Genomic DNA, 15,214 nt, shown 5'->3' on the forward strand with positions numbered 1-15,214 from the left:
TCAGCCGTCGAGGTCGACGATCCGGCGCACCTCGGCCCGGCCCGACGGGCCCAGCGGAATCTGCGCCGCGTACTCGAGCACGCGGGCCCGGTCGGCGGCCGCCAGGATGTACAGACCGTCGACCACCTCGGCGGATTCGGCGAACGGCCCGTCGCTGAGCAGCAGTTCGCCCTCGCGCACCCGCACGGTGGTGGCGGTGGACGGCGGCTGCACCGCACCGCCGCCTCGAATGGCCGCTCCGACCTTCTCGGCGAACCTCCGGTGTTCGACTATCGCCGCATCCCACGCGGGCGTGCCCGGCTCGATCACCGCCTCCGGCGTCTCCCACAGCAGCGCGAGCCAGCCGTCGGCGCCCAGGTCCTTCGGCGCATCCCACTGCACCATGGGCCGCACCTCGACGGCGCCCTGCTCCGCCGCCGGAAGCTGCCGGGCGAGCTGAATCGCCTCGTCGAGGTTCTCGCAGTCGAAGACGTCGAAGCCGCCGACCACCTCGGCCTGCTCGGCGAACGGCCCATCCGAGATCAACGTCTCGCCGCCGGAGCGCCGCACGTTCGTGGCGGTCTCCGACGGGAACAGCGCGGCACCCCCGGCGATCGCGCTCCCGGCCCGCTCCTCGAACTCCGCATACCGCTGGACCTCGGCGTCGAACTCGGGCGTACCCGGCTCGGCACTCCCGTCCTCACGCCCGAACAACAGCGCCAGATAATGCATAACGTCATCCTTCCTCGTCCCGGAGGAGTGCGGTACTCCCCTCACCCTGACGACGAAGACGGTGCGGGCATTTCTACATGGAACTCCGGAGCTCGCCCGGCTGGGCGCTCAGCCCCCGGCGAAGGGCGGAAGGACGTCTACGCGCGGGGTGAGGGGGGCCGATTCGTCGCGGGTGAGTTCGTCGCCGATGAGGAAAGCGCACACCTTCAGCATGGGCTCGAGGTCGGGGCCGTAGGTGGTGGCGAGGGTGCGGCGGAGGTCGCCCACGGTCGCCTCGGCCGCCAGGTCCAGGTGTTCGCTGCTCTTGCCGACCGCGTCGGCGATCGCCGCGAAATAGCGGACCTCAACCACCGATCGCTCCCATCGTCCGTTCCGGCGGCACGAAACCCTCGGCGTCGATGCCGTGCCCGGCCCATTTCTGCCACATCGCGCCGCGCCACAGCGTGGCGATCTCGTCGTCGCTCGCGCCCGAACGCAGCGGCGCACGCACATCGTATTCCTGATCGCTGAACAGGCAGGAGCGGATCCGCCCGTCGGCGGTCAGCCGGGTGCGGTCGCAGTCGCCGCAGAACTGGCGCGTCACCGAGGCGATGATGCCGACCTTCGCCGGGCCGCCGTCCACCAGCCAGTTCTCCGCCGGGGCGGCGGGGTCGGGGCGGCCGACCTCGGTCAGGGTGAACCGGGTGCGCAGCACGTCCAGCAGTTCGGCGGCGGTGATCATGTTGGCGCGCGCCCACTCGTGGTCGGCGTCCAGCGGCATCTCCTCGATGAACCGCAGCTCGCAGCCCTCGTCCAGGCACCACTGCAGCAGATCGGCTGCGCCGGACAGGGTTTCGCGCATCAGCACGGCATTCACCTTCACCGGGGCCAGGCCCTCGCGCTGGGCCGCGCGGATCCCCGACAGCACCGAGCCGAGCCGGTCGCGGCGGGTCAGCCGGGCGAAGCCGGTGCGGTCGACGGTGTCGAGGGAGACGTTGACCCGGCCCAGACCGGCCGCCGCGAGCGCCCGCGCGCGATGCTCCAGGCCCACGCCGTTGGTGGTCATGGCCAGCGGGGTATCGGGGACCGCCGCATGACATCCGGCGATGATGCGCTCGAGATCGCGGCGCATCAGCGGCTCGCCCCCGGTGAAGCGGACCTCCCGCACCCCCAGTTCGCGCACCGACAGCGCCACCAGGCGCACGATCTCCTCGGCCGAGAGCAACTCGTCGGCGGGGATGGCGGGCAGGCCCTCCTCCGGCATGCAATAGGTGCAGCGCAGTGAGCATTTCTCGGTGATCGAGACCCGCAGGTCCCGGGCGACGCGGCCGAATTTGTCGACGAGCAGAGGCGTGTCGGGCCGTCCCTCCAGCGTGGGCTGCCCGCCCCGCACGGCGGGAATCCCCATCAGAACAACCGTCACCCGACCATTATGGCTGCCGTTTCCACCTCACGCCCGTACGGAGTCGCGCTGTGAGGTTGCGGGCCGCCGTCGCCCCTGCACGGCGCTGGACGATCGCCGAACCCGCACGCGCGGGTCCCGGACATGCTTCGGAGGAATGCACGAGCCGATGCCCGAATCCGCCGCGACTAGGCTGGCGCTGTGAGCGAGCTTGCCAGCAACAGACCGCGCGTCGCACATATCGCGGCCGCACCCGGCGAGGTGGAGGCATGAGTACCAGGCCCGCGACCGCGGCGGCCCGGTCCGTCGAGGAGCACCGCGGCCGCGTCGAGCAGTTGCTGCGGCCGCTCGCGGTGCGCGATATCGAGGATGCGGGAATGTCCGAGGCCCTGGGACGGCTGCTGGCCGAGGAGGTCCGGGCCCCGGTGGATCTGCCGGTGTTCCGCAACTCGGGCATGGACGGCTACGCGGTGCGGGCCGAGTCGGTCTCGGTGACGCCCGTGACGCTGCCGCTGGCCGGGGTCGTGGCCGCCGGTCAACCGGGGCGGGCTCCGCTGCCGGACGGCGCGGCGGTGAAGGTGATGACCGGCGCGCCGATCCCGCCGGGGGCCGATTGCGTGGTGCCGGTGGAGGACACCCGGGCGGGCGAGGGCACGGTCACCATCGAACGCGGCCGCACGGCAGGCGATTTCGTGCGCGAGCCCGGCACCGATGTGCGCGCCGGGGATCCGCTGGTGCCCGCCGGAACCCTGCTGGCGCCCCGGCATATCGCGGCCCTGGCGGCGGTCGGGCTGGCGACGCTGCCGGTGTTCCGCCGGGTGCGGGCCGCGGTGCTCACCACCGGCGACGAGCTGGTCCGGGCGGGGGAAACGTTGCGGCCCGGGCAGATCTACAACTCCAACGGGATCGCCCTGGGTGCGGCACTGGCCGCCAACGGGGTCGAGGTGGTCTCGGTCGAGCACAGCCGCGACGATCCGGCCGAGTTCCGTCGCGCCCTCGGGCAGGCGGCCGATTCCGCGGATGTGGTGTTCACCTCCGGCGGGGTGTCCAAGGGCGATTTCGAGGTGGTCAAGGACGTCTTGGCCGGTCTCGGTGGGGAATTCGGCGCGGTCGCCGTGCAACCCGGTGGGCCGCAGGGACTGTCGGTGGTGGACGGGGCGCCGGTGCTGAGCTTCCCCGGCAATCCGGTCAGCACCATGGTGTCGTTCGAGGTCTTCGCCCGGCCGATCCTGCGCGAGCTCGGCGGGCTGCCGCCGATCGCGAAAGACGATGTGCCGCTGCTGGATCCGGTGCGGTCACCGGCGGGGCGACGGCAGTTCCTGCGCGGACGGCTGGAGCGCGACGGGGTGGCGCTGGCCTCCGGGCCCGGCTCGCATCTGATCGCGGCCATGGCGCATGCCGACGTTCTGATCGATATTCCCGCCGAGATCACCGAACTCGAGGCAGGATCGATGGTGAAGGTCTGGGAACTATGAACTCGCAATCCCCCGATCCCGCGCTGTCCCATGTGGATTCCGAAGGGCGCGCCCGCATGGTCGACGTGAGCGCCAAGTCCGACACCACCCGGGTCGCCGTCGCCGCGGGGGAACTGCGGACCACGGCGGAGGTGGTGAAGCTGGTGCGGGCCGACGATATGCCGAAGGCCGACGTGCTGGCCACCGCGCGCATCGCGGGCATCGCGGGCGCGAAGAAGACCTCCGAGCTGATCCCGCTGTGTCACCAGCTGGCGCTGTCCTCGGTGGACGTGCGCTTCGGCTTCGCCGCCGACACGATCACCATCGAGGCCACCGCGAAGACCAAGGGCCCCACCGGAGTGGAGATGGAGGCCCTCACCGCCGTCGCCGTCGCCGGGCTCACCCTGCACGACATGGTGAAGGCGGTGGACCCGGCGGCCGTCCTGAACGGCGTGCGGCTGCTGACGAAAGACGGTGGCAAGCGCGGACATTGGGAGCGGCCGGGTGCCGGTACGGGCACTCGGCACGACCACGCGCCGGAATCGCACGCCCACGCGGCGGCACCCGGCCGTCACTCACACGGTACGACCGAGGCGGCGGATGGACCGCAGCCGACCTCGGCCGGGCCCGGTGCGGGCGCGCGGTCGGCCGTGGTCGTCGTCGCCTCGACCGGGGCGGCGGCCGGGACGCGGGTGGACAAGACCGGGCCCGTACTGGTCGATTGGCTTGCCCGGCAAGGTTTTTCGGTGCGTGGGCCGTTGGTCTGCGCGGACGCCGATATTGCCGAGGGCCTCGCGGACGCGCTGTCCGGGGGACCCGGCCTCGTCATCACCACGGGCGGCACCGGCGCCTCCCCCACCGACGGCACGCCCGAGGCGACGCTGGCGGTGCTGGATCGCGAGCTGCCCGGCATCGCCGAGGCGATCCGCCTGGCCGGGACGGCCACCTTTCCGCTGGCGGCCCTGAGCCGGGGAGTCGCGGGCCTGGCCGGACGGTCGGTGCTGATCAATCTGCCCGGCTCGCCCGGCGGCGTGCGCGACGGAATCGCCGTGCTGGAACCACTTCTGGATCATCTGCTGGCCCAGGTGGCCGGAGGAGGCAGCCATGACTGACAGCGTGCGGCTCACCGGGATCAGCGACCGGCCGCTGGATCCGTCGGAGGTGGAGCGGGCGGTCACCGGGCCCGAATACGGCGCCGTCGTGGTCTTCACCGGTAAGGTGCGCAATCACGATGGCGGCCAAGCGGTTTCGGCGCTGGAATACTCCGCGCATCCCCAGGCGGAGATGTTTCTCCGGCGGGTCTGCGCGGAGGTGGCCGAGTCGGCCGGTCTGCCCGTCGCCGCCGTGCACCGGGTCGGACCGCTCACCATCGGCGACCTCGCCATCGCCGTGGCGGTCGCCGCCCCGCATCGGGCCGACGCCTTCGCCACCTGTTCGGAGCTGGTGGATCGCATCAAGCACGAGGTCCCGATCTGGAAGCGTCAGCTGTTCGCCGACGGCATGTCCGAATGGGTCAACGCCTGCGGATAGGTGGTTGTCCGAACGGAGAGGCCGACTCGTGACCGCTCGATTCAGGCGGCGACGGGGTCCGGTGATCCTCCTGCGGCAGAGCCGGTTTCGGCCGTGGCATCACCGGTGGCACCGCGCGCGAGGGCACCGAGCCGGGTGTGGTTGAACAGCAGGTTCAACACGAAGACGGTGACGGCCGCCAAGGTGATCCCGCTGTTCAGCAGGATCTGCGCCTGGGACGGGAACTTCTCGAACAGATCCGGGGTCAGCACCGGCACCAGCCCGACGCCGATCGAGACCGCGACGATGGCCATATTCACCCGGTCGGTGAGCCGCGCCCGGCGCAGCGTATCGATCCCGACCAGCGCGACCGTCGCGAACAGCATCAGCCCGACGCCGCCGACCACCGGCTCGGGCACCGCCGCGACCACCGCGCCGAACCGCGGAATCACGCCGAGCAGCACCAGGATCGCGCCGCTGACCGCGGTGACGTACCTACTGTGCACGCGGGTGGTGGCGACGGCGCCGACATTCTGGTTGAAGATGGTGTCCACGAAGGAGTTGAACACGGCCGCCAGCACCGCCGACAGGCCGTCACCGGCCAGGCCACGCGCCAAATCGCCTCTGCTCAAAGGCTTTCCGGTGATCTCACTGATCGCCAGCAGGCTGGCGGTGGATTCGGCGAACACCACCGCGATGGCGATGCTCATCGCCACCACCGCCGCGATCGGGAACTGCGGTGCGCCGAAGTAGAACGGATGCGGCGCCCCGAACCACGCCGCCGACGACACCCCGTCCAGCCGCAGCAGATCCATCGGAATCGCCAGCAGCACACCGGCGATCAACGCGATGAGCACACCCAGCTGCGACCACACACCCCTGCCGAGACAGGTGCACACCAGCGCCACCACCAGCACGGCGGCGGCCAGGGCGATCCGCGACGGCGCGGCGAACGAGGCGGCGCCCTCGTCACTGCCGACCACCAGCCCACCGGCCACCCCGATCAGCGAGATCCCGACAACGGTCAGCACCGTGCCGCTGACCAGCGGCGGAAAGTACCGGACGAGCAGCGCGAACGGCCAGGCCAGCGCCAACCCGACCAAACCGCCGACCAGGATGGAGCCGTAGGCCGCCGGAACCCCGTACTGCTTGGCGATGAGGATCATCGGCGCGAGCGCGACGAAGGTGGCGCCGCAGACGATCGGCAGCCGCGCGCCGACCAACCGCCCCACCCCCAGGCTCTGCACGATCGTGATGACCCCCGCGACCAGCAGATCGGCGCTGATGAGCATGCCGATCGTGGACCGATCCAGGCCGACGGCCGCGCCGAAGACCAGCGGCACCGTGACGCAGCCGGTGTACATGATCAGCACATGCTGGATCCCGAACAGCAGCAGTCGGGCGAGCGGCGGCCGGGTATCGACGGTGTGCGGCGTTGTCATGGGTTCTCCATCCGATTCGTGAGGTAGATCGCGGGGGCGGCGACGCCGGACCCGCCCGGGATGCGCCAGAGTGAAGGAGAAGCAGTCGCCGGCACACGACACAGGAGTGACCATGACCGATATGACCGGCAAGATCGTCCTCGGACCGAATCAGTACGGTAAGGCCGAGAACCGCGTGGTCCGCATCTACCGTGACAGCGCCCGGCACGAGATCCGCGACCTGAACGTATCCTGTTGTCTGCGAGGCGATTTCGAGCCCGCGCACGTCACCGGCGATCAGGGCACGGTGCTGCCGACCGACAGCCAGAAGCAGACGATCTACGCCTACGCGAAGACCCACGGAGCGGGCAGCATCGAGGACTACGGCCTGGCGCTGGCGCGGCATTTCGTCGGCGACGTCGATCCGGTGGATTCGGCGCGGATCGAGATCGAGGAGTACGCGTGGGAGCGGGCGCACGCCGACGGCGCCGCGCACGACCACACCTGGACGCGCCGCGGCCCGGAGGTGCGGACCGCCGCGATTACGGTGCAGGGCAACGGGTCTCAGCGCCGCGAGTGGGTGATCGGCGGAATCAAGGATCTGGTGATCCTGAAGTCCACCGGCTCGGAGTTCGCGGGATTTCTCACCGACGAGTTCACCGTGCTGGAGCCGACGCACGACCGGGTGATGGCGACGAGCCTGGTGGCGCGCTGGCGCTTCGCCGCGGCACCGGCCGACTGGGACGCCACCTACGCCGGAATCAAGGCCGTGCTCATCGAGCGCTTCGCCGTGCTGCAGTCCAAGGCCCTGCAGCAGACGCTGTTCGATATGGGCCGGACGGCGCTCGAGGCGTATCCGTGCCTGGCCGAGATCCGGTTGTCGGCGCCCAACAAACATCACTTCTCCTACGATCTCGGGCGGTTCGGCATCGACAACGCCGGTGAGGTATTCCACGCCGACGACCGGCCCTACGGGCTCATCCAGGCATCGGTGCAGCGCGAAGACGCACCCGACGCCGGAATCGCCTGGGACCCCTACACCGGCGCGGTATAGGTGCCGCCACCGTAGAGCGGGCGTATTTCTCCCCCGTTTCGCCCATGTGACACGTCATCGGGCATGCCGACACACGCGAGGCGGACGCTCCGGTAGCGGCCGCTCAGCGGTCCGATTCGCCTGCCATGTCGTATTCGTCGAGGGCATTCGACGGGTCGGCCGCGGTGAAATCGTCCGGGTCGTCGACGGCGTCGCGGATCTCGCGGGGGACGTATCGCCAGACCGGGAGCATGGCCTGATCGTCGAGGAGTTCGGCGGTATGAACCGTCTCGCGCAGGCGGGCGGTGGCGGCGTCGGGATCCATGCCGGATCCGATGAGTACCACGCGGGTTTCGCGGTCCTCGCCGCGTTCCCAGGCCGCGGGTTCGAACACCACGTGGCGGCCGACCATGTGCAGCAGGAACTTTCGCTGTTCGCCGCGCACCGCGAAGGCGGCGCAGCCCTTGGCCCGGAACAGCCCCGGCGGCGGATCCTCGAGGAAGCCGACCAGGCGGCGCGGATCGAGGTCGTCGGGGCTGACGAAGGACACGCTGTCGTAGTCGTCGTGCAGGTGCCGGTGCCCGTCGTCGTGATGGTCGTGGTCGTCCAGCAGTTCGTCGAAGCTGAGCTGCTCGGCGACCGGCGGCCGAGACTGCGGCGGATCGAACAGCAGCCGCGGGTCGACCCGGCCGTGGCTGGTGGCATGCACGGGCACGGTGCCCACCAGCTCGCCGATCTCCCGCCGCAGCCGCGCCACCCGGTCGGCGGGCACGCGATCGGCCTTGTTCAGCACCACCAGGTCGGCCAGCCGCAGGTGGCTCCCCAGCTCCGGATGCCGCGCGCGGCTGTCGTCGAAATGCTCGGCGTCCACGACCTCGATCAGGCCGCCGTAGCGGATGCGCGGATTGTCGCTGCCGACCACCATGCGGATCAGGTTCCGCGGCTCGGCCAGGCCGCTGGCCTCGACCACGATCACATCGATCCGGTTGCGCGGTTCTGCCAGCCGCGCGAACAGGTCGTCGAGCTCGGTGACGTCGACCGCGCAGCACACGCAGCCGTTGCCGAGCGACACCATCGCATCGACCTGACCGGCCACCAGCATCGCGTCGATATTGACGGCCCCGAAGTCGTTGACCACGACGCCGATTCGCGCCTGTCGCTGCCGCAGCAGGCGATTGAGCAGCGTCGTCTTCCCGGCTCCCAGATAACCGGCCACGATCAGGACAGGTATGCGCCGGTGTACCCGGCCGAGATCGTCCGCTGCGCGCATTCCGGCCATAGTAGCGACCGTCCCCGCGAGGCCCGCCGGGCACTCAGCGGGGACAGGTGCCCTTCGCGTAGTCGACGGTGGCGGTGGCCTGCGAGGGGGTACAGGTTCTCGGATCCGATGTGGAAGGCCGCGCGGGCGCTGGCGTGTCCTCCGGTGCGCAGCCGCAGCCGATCCAGCAGCACATCGCTGAGGTCGCCCAGCGAGCGCATACTCGAATATCCGCCCGGCGGAAAGTGATTCGCCGGATCTCTGACCACGATCCGCACCTTCACCCCCGAGGCCAGCTTGGCGGCGAGGATGTCGAACAGCCGCACGTCGTACCTGGTGAACAGCGGGCACGGGCCCAGCAGTTCCTGCTCCGAGATCTCGATATGCCGCCGCGCGCTCGCCACCAGCGCGCGCTGGGCGCCGGAATCCGATGAATCGCGATGCCGGATGACCGATGCGCTTCGGCCAGCGGTCCCTGGTTCCCGAACGCACCCTGACCACCCGACGCGCTGACCACCCGGGAGGCTCTGACTGCCCGGCGTGCTCTGGCCGCCCGGCGTGCTCAGACCACCCGGGAGATTCCGACCACCCGGCGAGCCCAGGCGCACGGAAGACTCCGACCGCCGGACGTTCAGTGCCCGCCTCCTTCGGAGACGGGCACTGAACGTGGATCGCGATTCGTTGCGCTTCGGCTAGCGGGCGCTCCGGTTTCCGAGCGCGCCCTGGTTGCCTGGTGCGCTCTGACCACCCGGGAGGCTCTGACTGCCCGGTGAACTCTGGCCACCCGGCGTGCTCTGGCCACCCGGCGTGCTCTGGCCGCCCGGGAGGGATTGGCTGCCTTGGCTGTTCAGGTCGCCTGAGGTGCCTGGGCCCATCAGGGTGGAGACCAAGGTGTAGGCGAGGTTGATCAGCTGGGAGTTGACCGTGGCATCTTCCATGCCGAGGGATTCGGCCAGGGGGAGCAGCAGTTGCATCGCGGTGGTGACGAGCGTGCTCGCCGCGGCATCGGTGCCGCCGGTGGACGGGCCGGTGCCCATCGGGGATGTGCCCGGGGTGGTGCCGGAGTATCCGGACGTGCCTGGCGTGGAGGCATTCGGCGCCGTATACGCGCTCGGCGCGGACGAGGTCTGCGAGGTGCCGGGCGTATAACTCCCGAGCGAACTCGCCCCCGGAACCGCCCCGCCCGGTGCGATCCGCCCGGTCCCGTCGGGCAGAGCCTGCTCCACCCCACCCGGCACCGCCTGCGCCTGCCCACCGGGCAGCGTCCCCGACCCACCCGGCACGGCCTGCCCCGCCCCACCGGGCAAAGCCTGCACATCCCCACCCGGCATCGCCTGCCCCACCCCACCGGGCAAGCCCTGTCCCCCGGGCAGGGCCGGATCCGCCCCACCGGGCACGGCCTGCGCCTGCTCACCGGGCAAAGCCTGCAGGTCCCCACCAGGCGCAACCTGCCCACCCGGCGCCGCCTGACCCGCCCCACCCGGCAAAGCCTGCACATCCCCACCGGGCGCGGCCTGGCTACCCGGCGCGGCCTGCGCCGTCCCGCCGGGCAGCGCTTGCGCCGAGCCCTCCGGCAAGGCGTGTGCGGCTGTGCCCGGCGCCGCTTGTCCTGCGCCGCCGGGGGCGATCTCGCCGCCGGGCAGGGGCTGGGCCGAGCCGTCGGGGGCGGCCTGGGGCGATCCGCCGGGCAGGGTCTGTCGTGCCGCGTTGGGTGCGATCTGGCCGGGCAACGCCGAGCCGTCCGGTGTCGGCTGGGCCGCCTGCCCGGGCGCCGCCGGGGCTCCGGGGAGCGTCTGCGATGTTCCGTCCGGGACGGACGGTGCCGCACCGCCGGGGATGCCTCGGCCGTCGGGCAGCGTCTGCCCCGCCGCGCCAGATGCGGGCGCGGAGTAGGCACCCGGCGCGGTCCCGCCCGAGGCGGTCTGGCCTGGCGCGGTCTGGCCCGGGACGGTCTCGCCCGGCGCAATCTGGCCCGGCGCAGTCTGGCCCGGCGCAATCTGGCCCGGCACGGTCTCGCCCGGCGCAGTCTGGCCCGGCGCAGTCTGGCCCGGGGCGGGGTGGGCTGCTGCGCGGCCTGCGGCCGAACCCGATGGCAGCGGTGAATCACCTACGCCGAGTAGGTATCCGGCCAGGCCGGTGGCGATGGCGACCGCGTGCTTCAGCTGTCCTTCCTTGGATTCCAGGAGCGCGGCGTCGTCGGCATTGGCGCCGTTGCCCATCTCCAGGAACACGTCCGGCACCTGGGTCAGCGCGGGACCGGCGATATCGGCGCGGGTCTGCAGCCCGTCGACCGCGCCGCCGTAGGTGGCGGGCGAGAACCCGCCCTGCAGGTAGGCGTCGCGCACGACCTTGGTCGCCGACAGCCCCGCCCCGGACTGCACCTGGTCGGCCTTGGGATCGGGGATCGGCAGCTGCGGGACGATCAGGTGGAAGCCGCGATCGTGCGCCGCCGCGCCGTCGGCGTGGATGCTGATCGCGACGTCGGCGCCGGATCGGTTGGCCGCCGCCGCGCGCTCGTCGACGCAGCCGCCCCAGCCCGTATCGTCCTGGCGGCTGAGCACCACCCGGGCGCCCATCGCCTCCAGCGACTGCTTGACCAGCTGGGAGACATTCCACGTGATGGTGTGCTCGGGCACGCCGTGCATGGTCGTCATGCCCGTCGTCTGGCACTCCTTGGTGCCGCCGCGGCCGTCGGCGACCGGGCGGAGCAGATCCTCGGTGTGGTTGGGCCCCTGGTGACCCGGATCCAGGAACACCGTCTTACCGGCGAGCTTGGTCGACATGTCCGGGTCGGTCGGGGTGCCGTTGGCGACCGCCGGGAGCAGCCCGGCGGATGGTGCGAGCGCCGCGGCCGTGACGGCGAGGCTGAGACCGGCCTTGACGATGCTTGGCTTCATGTTCGGACGGCGCCCCTCAGGACAAGGAGCGCCCCTCCCTTCCCACTAGTAACACCAAACCCAGTGGTTCACTCTTACAACGTGAATCTCATCACGCAAGCACAGTTATCGAACCGTTACCGCGTGTCGTCAGGCCCCACGCGGCAATTCACGCAGTGACCGCAGCGCATAATGCACGCGCGTCTTCACCGTGCCGACCGGCACGCCGAGATCCTCAGCAACATCCCGGTAAGCCCGATCACACAGAATCACCTGGACGACCGCATCCCGCTGCGGATCGGGCAGCCGCTGCAGCAGCTCGGTGACCAGCAACCCGTCGGCCAGCATGTCGGTGAAGTCCGGGCGCGCGAGGCGCGGATCGACCCGCTCCTCGTAGTCCTCCCAGCTGGTCTCGGCCGGGCGCACCGCGCGCATGCGCCCGATGTCGGTGAGGACGTTGCGCTCGATCGACAGCAGCCAGGTGCGCACGCTGCCCTTGTCGGGGTCGTAACCGGCACAGCCGCGCCACGCCCGCAGCAGCGTCTCCTGCACCGCGTGCTCCGCCAGCCCGCTGTCACCGAGCCGGCGCGCCGCCCGCCAGTGCAGCAGGCCCTGGTCGGACGCGAGCACCGCGGCCAGCCCGCTACGAGTGCACAGTCGCGCACACCGGGCGCCGCAGGAGGTGTCGCGATCGCGGGAGACAGGGCGGGGACCATTCATGCCAGGAATATCGCGAGAACGCGGCGGAACGGCATCGTCGGCGGCACACCAATTTCCGCGAACATGGTGCATCACCACAAATCTCGCCGATTCGACCAACCGGTCCGGTGAACTCTGATAGACCGGACCCCCGGAGGACACGGGGATCTTCCGAGGGCTGTCCGGACCGATCGGCGGCCCGGACATGAGCTCGAGGAGGACCGTCGTGCGTGGACGCACGTTTGCGATCGCGGGCGCCGTGGCGTCCGCGGCGACCATGCTCGGATCCGGAATCGCCGCCGCCGAACCGGCAGCGGCCGTCCCCGGTGACGGGCTGTACCGGGTGGGTATCGATATCCTGCCCGGCATCTATCAGGCGCCGGGGACGTCCGATCCCGCCCACGGCTGCTTCTGGCAGCGGCTGTGGAAGGTGCCCGAACCGGGCGATGCCGATCCGAACCACTTCGTCATCGCCAGCGACCACACCAAGGTCACCCCGGTCAGGGTCATGATCAAGGCGGGCGACGTCGCCTTCCAGACCACCAACTGCGGCCCCTGGGTCATGGTTCCCGCACCGCCGCCCACCGGTTCCTACGGCCCCGGCGGATCGTTCGGTAGCGAGTACTGAGGATTTCGCGGCGCCGCGACGCGCGGCGCCGCGTTCTCTCACCCACCCGATGTGAGCGCTCACAATGATTCGGTGTACTGTCCGGCTGAGTCTGTCGCGCATCCATCGGAGGTTGTCATGGCACCGCCGCCACCCGACCGCACGCCCACCCGGGTCCGGGCACGGTGATCACCACCCGCCGGCGCCTCGCCGACGGCAGGGAGATCCTGTACTTCGACGCGGATCCCGGAACACCCCACACCGCGACCGACACCCGCGACCTGCCGCACACCACCACCCACTCGCAGCGGCGCTTCGACCCGCTGCTGGGCGAATGGGTCGTCATCGCCTCGCACCGGCAGACCCGGACCTTCCTCCCGCCCGCCGACCTGTGCCCGCTGTGCCCGTCCACGCCGGAGCGCGCCACCGAGATTCCCGAATCCGATTACGAGGTGGCGGTTTTCGAGAACCGCTTCCCCTCGCTGTCCACCGACCGCCTGGAACTGCCTGCGACCGTGGCAGATTCGCCGCTGACGCCGCTGCGCGACGGCTACGGGCGCTGTGAGGTGGTGTGTTTCACCAGCGTGCACGACAGTTCGTTCGCGCAGCTGGATCGGCGCCGGGCGCGGCTGGTCGTGGACGTCTGGGCGCATCGCACCGCCGAACTGGCGGACCTGGACGGCGTGGGGCAGGTCTTCTGCTTCGAGAACCACGGCGAGGAGATCGGGGTGACCCTGTCGCATCCGCACGGGCAGATCTACGCCTACCCGTTCGTGACGCCGCGGGTCGCCAAGATCTCGGAGAACGTGGCCCGGTACCGGAACTCGCACGGCGGCAACCTGTTCGGCGATCTGCTGGACGCCGAGCGCGCGGCCGGAGTGCGCGTGGTCGCCGCGAACGAGGAGTGGACGGCCTACGTGCCGCCGTTCGCGCGCTGGCCGTACGAGGTCCAGCTCTATCCACACCGGCGGGTGGCCGATATCCCGGAACTCGACGACGCCCAGCGCGACGGCTTCGCGGCGCTGTATCTGGATGTGCTGCAGAGGTTCGCGCGCCGCTTCGACACCCCGATGCCCTACATCGCCGCCTGGAATCAGGCACCCACCCCGAAATCCGGTGTGCCGCGCGAGGATTGGTGGCTGCACCTGCAGCTGTTCTCGATCCGCCGGGCGGCCGGGAAGCTGAAGTATCTGGCCGGTTCGGAGTCCGGCATGAACGTCTTCATCAGCGACACCACCCCGGAGACGGTGGCGGCCGAATTGCGGGAGGTGCGGTGACGGCGAGCGGATCGCCGGTGCGGCAGGGAGTCTGGGCCGCACCCGGGCGGGTCAACATCATCGGCGAGCACACCGACTACAACGACGGCTACGCCCTGCCGATCGCCCTGCCGCAGACGGTCACCTGCACGGCGGAGGCCGGGATCGACGGACGGGTTCGGGTGACCTCGCGCCAGCATCCCGGCGAGACGGTCGACGAACCGATCGCCGGGCTCGCGGCGTCGCGGACCGCGGGCTGGGCCCGGTACCCGCTCGGGGTCGTCCACGAATACGTCCGCCGCGGGCACGAGATCGCGGGGGCGGCCCTGGACCTCGACGGCGCGGTGCCGGTCGGCGCGGGCTTGTCGTCCTCGGCGGCGGTGGAGTGTTCGGTGGCGATCGCACTGCGCGACCTGTTCGCGCTGCCGGTCACCGACGCCGAGCTCATCGACATCGGCCGGGCGGCGGAGAACTCCTACGTCGGCGCGGCCACCGGCACCCTGGACCAGTCCGCCTCGGTGCTGTGCACGGCCGGGCACGCCCTGTTCCTCGATTTCGGCAAGGGCGAGCACGCGCAGGTGCCGTTCGATCTGACCGCGGCCGGGCTGGAGTTGCTGGTGGTCGACACCAACACTCCCCATCAGCTGGCCGACGGCGGGTACGGCAAGCGGCGCGCCGAATGCGAACGGGCCGCGGCCGCGCTCGGCGTGCGTTCGCTGCGCGAGGTCACCGACGCCGGCGAGGTCGAGCGCATCGCCGATCCGGTGCTGCGGCGGCGCGCCCGCCACATCGTCACCGAGAACGCCCGGGTGCTCGCCGTGGTGGCCGCCCGGCGCGGGGGCGGCGGGCCGCGCGCGCGCGGGCCGCCCCGGCCGGGCGGGGCCGAGTGGCGATGCCGCCAGGCCGGTAGCCGCCTCGAACGCGCCGGATCGCGACGCGTCGCCATCGAGATGAGCTGCGGCCGTAGCGTGGCCGCCCACCGCCCAGTCGCTCGTGGAATGGGCGTCGT

Annotated in this window: 15 protein-coding genes and 1 pseudogene; 7 read left to right on the forward strand and 9 right to left on the reverse strand. The window is 71.1% G+C overall.

All coding sequences use genetic code 11. The features are described from left to right. The 3 genes from QH290_RS15580 to moaA form a co-directional block, all read right to left on the reverse strand. Positions 1-711: a YciI family protein gene (locus QH290_RS15580; RefSeq protein WP_280261881.1), complete on the reverse strand. Its 711-nt coding sequence runs from the start codon at positions 709-711 to the stop codon at positions 1-3. Between the two features lie 108 nt (positions 712-819). Further along, positions 820-1,062: a MoaD/ThiS family protein gene (locus tag QH290_RS15585; protein ID WP_280261883.1), complete on the reverse strand. Its 243-nt coding sequence runs from the start codon at positions 1,060-1,062 to the stop codon at positions 820-822. After that, positions 1,055-2,113 (reverse strand): GTP 3',8-cyclase MoaA, encoded by a 1,059-nt coding sequence (moaA, locus tag QH290_RS15590; protein ID WP_280261886.1) that lies wholly within the window; start codon positions 2,111-2,113, stop codon positions 1,055-1,057. Before moaA ends, QH290_RS15585 begins: the two co-directional genes overlap by 8 nt. Positions 2,114-2,361: 248 nt before the next feature. Here moaA and QH290_RS15595 point away from each other — a divergent pair, with 248 nt between their 5' ends. The 3 genes from QH290_RS15595 to QH290_RS15605 are packed head-to-tail and all read left to right on the forward strand — an operon-like array spanning position 2,362 to position 5,076. Then, positions 2,362-3,567 carry a molybdopterin molybdotransferase MoeA gene (locus QH290_RS15595; protein WP_280261887.1) on the forward strand — a complete coding sequence of 402 codons (1,206 nt, stop codon included), beginning with the start codon at positions 2,362-2,364 and terminating at the stop codon, positions 3,565-3,567. Further along, positions 3,564-4,658 carry a bifunctional molybdenum cofactor biosynthesis protein MoaC/MoaB gene (moaCB, locus tag QH290_RS15600; protein WP_280383540.1) on the forward strand — a complete coding sequence of 365 codons (1,095 nt, stop codon included), beginning with the start codon at positions 3,564-3,566 and terminating at the stop codon, positions 4,656-4,658. Before QH290_RS15595 ends, moaCB begins: the two co-directional genes overlap by 4 nt. Continuing rightward, positions 4,651-5,076, forward strand: a complete 426-nt coding sequence (locus QH290_RS15605; protein ID WP_280261891.1) for a molybdenum cofactor biosynthesis protein MoaE — start codon at positions 4,651-4,653, stop codon at positions 5,074-5,076. Before moaCB ends, QH290_RS15605 begins: the two co-directional genes overlap by 8 nt. A gap of 41 nt (positions 5,077-5,117) precedes the next feature. On the opposite strand, the gene QH290_RS15610 is transcribed toward QH290_RS15605, so the two are convergent. After that, on the reverse strand, positions 5,118-6,497 hold the full coding sequence (locus QH290_RS15610; protein ID WP_280383542.1) for a uracil-xanthine permease family protein: 1,380 nt from the start codon (positions 6,495-6,497) through the stop codon (positions 5,118-5,120). Between the two features lie 112 nt (positions 6,498-6,609). Here QH290_RS15610 and pucL point away from each other — a divergent pair, with 112 nt between their 5' ends. Further along, on the forward strand, positions 6,610-7,530 hold the full coding sequence (pucL, locus tag QH290_RS15615) for a factor-independent urate hydroxylase (RefSeq protein ID WP_280261893.1): 921 nt from the start codon (positions 6,610-6,612) through the stop codon (positions 7,528-7,530). 103 nt (positions 7,531-7,633) lie between these two features. Here pucL and QH290_RS15620 read toward each other — a convergent pair whose 3' ends face one another. The 5 genes and pseudogenes from QH290_RS15620 to QH290_RS15635 form a co-directional block, all read right to left on the reverse strand. Then, entirely contained in the window at positions 7,634-8,779 is a 1,146-nt protein-coding gene (locus tag QH290_RS15620) for a CobW family GTP-binding protein (RefSeq protein ID WP_280383545.1), read from the reverse strand. Beyond that, the gene (locus QH290_RS15625) at positions 8,728-9,171 is read right to left on the reverse strand and encodes a phospholipase D-like domain-containing protein (RefSeq protein WP_280383547.1); all 444 of its coding nucleotides are present in this window, start codon (positions 9,169-9,171) and stop codon (positions 8,728-8,730) included. The genes QH290_RS15620 and QH290_RS15625 overlap by 52 nt, the downstream gene beginning before the upstream one ends. A gap of 503 nt (positions 9,172-9,674) precedes the next feature. Beyond that, positions 9,675-10,874, reverse strand: coding sequence for a pentapeptide repeat-containing protein (locus QH290_RS38075; RefSeq protein ID WP_425303606.1), 1,200 nt, complete (start codon positions 10,872-10,874; stop codon positions 9,675-9,677). Positions 10,875-10,908: 34 nt separating this feature from the next. After that, positions 10,909-11,664 (reverse strand): annotated as a pseudogene (locus tag QH290_RS38080) (N-acetylmuramoyl-L-alanine amidase); the annotation flags it as partial. Between the two features lie 129 nt (positions 11,665-11,793). Beyond that, entirely contained in the window at positions 11,794-12,363 is a 570-nt protein-coding gene (locus tag QH290_RS15635) for an RNA polymerase sigma factor (protein WP_280261899.1), read from the reverse strand. 205 nt (positions 12,364-12,568) lie between these two features. Here QH290_RS15635 and QH290_RS15640 point away from each other — a divergent pair, with 205 nt between their 5' ends. The 3 genes from QH290_RS15640 to QH290_RS15650 form a co-directional block, all read left to right on the forward strand. Further along, complete coding sequence (locus QH290_RS15640; protein WP_280261900.1) at positions 12,569-12,970, forward strand: Rv1352/Rv1906c domain-containing protein; 402 nt, start codon at positions 12,569-12,571, stop codon at positions 12,968-12,970. Positions 12,971-13,134: 164 nt separating this feature from the next. Next, positions 13,135-14,226, forward strand: coding sequence for a galactose-1-phosphate uridylyltransferase (gene galT, locus QH290_RS15645; protein ID WP_280383551.1), 1,092 nt, complete (start codon positions 13,135-13,137; stop codon positions 14,224-14,226). Continuing rightward, the coding region (locus tag QH290_RS15650) for a galactokinase (protein WP_280383553.1) at positions 14,223-15,214 on the forward strand (992 nt) is incomplete at its 3' end. The genes galT and QH290_RS15650, both read left to right, overlap by 4 nt.

The sequence above is a fragment of the Nocardia wallacei genome (assembly GCF_029869545.1).
Classification (GTDB): Bacteria; Actinomycetota; Actinomycetes; order Mycobacteriales; family Mycobacteriaceae; genus Nocardia; species Nocardia wallacei_A.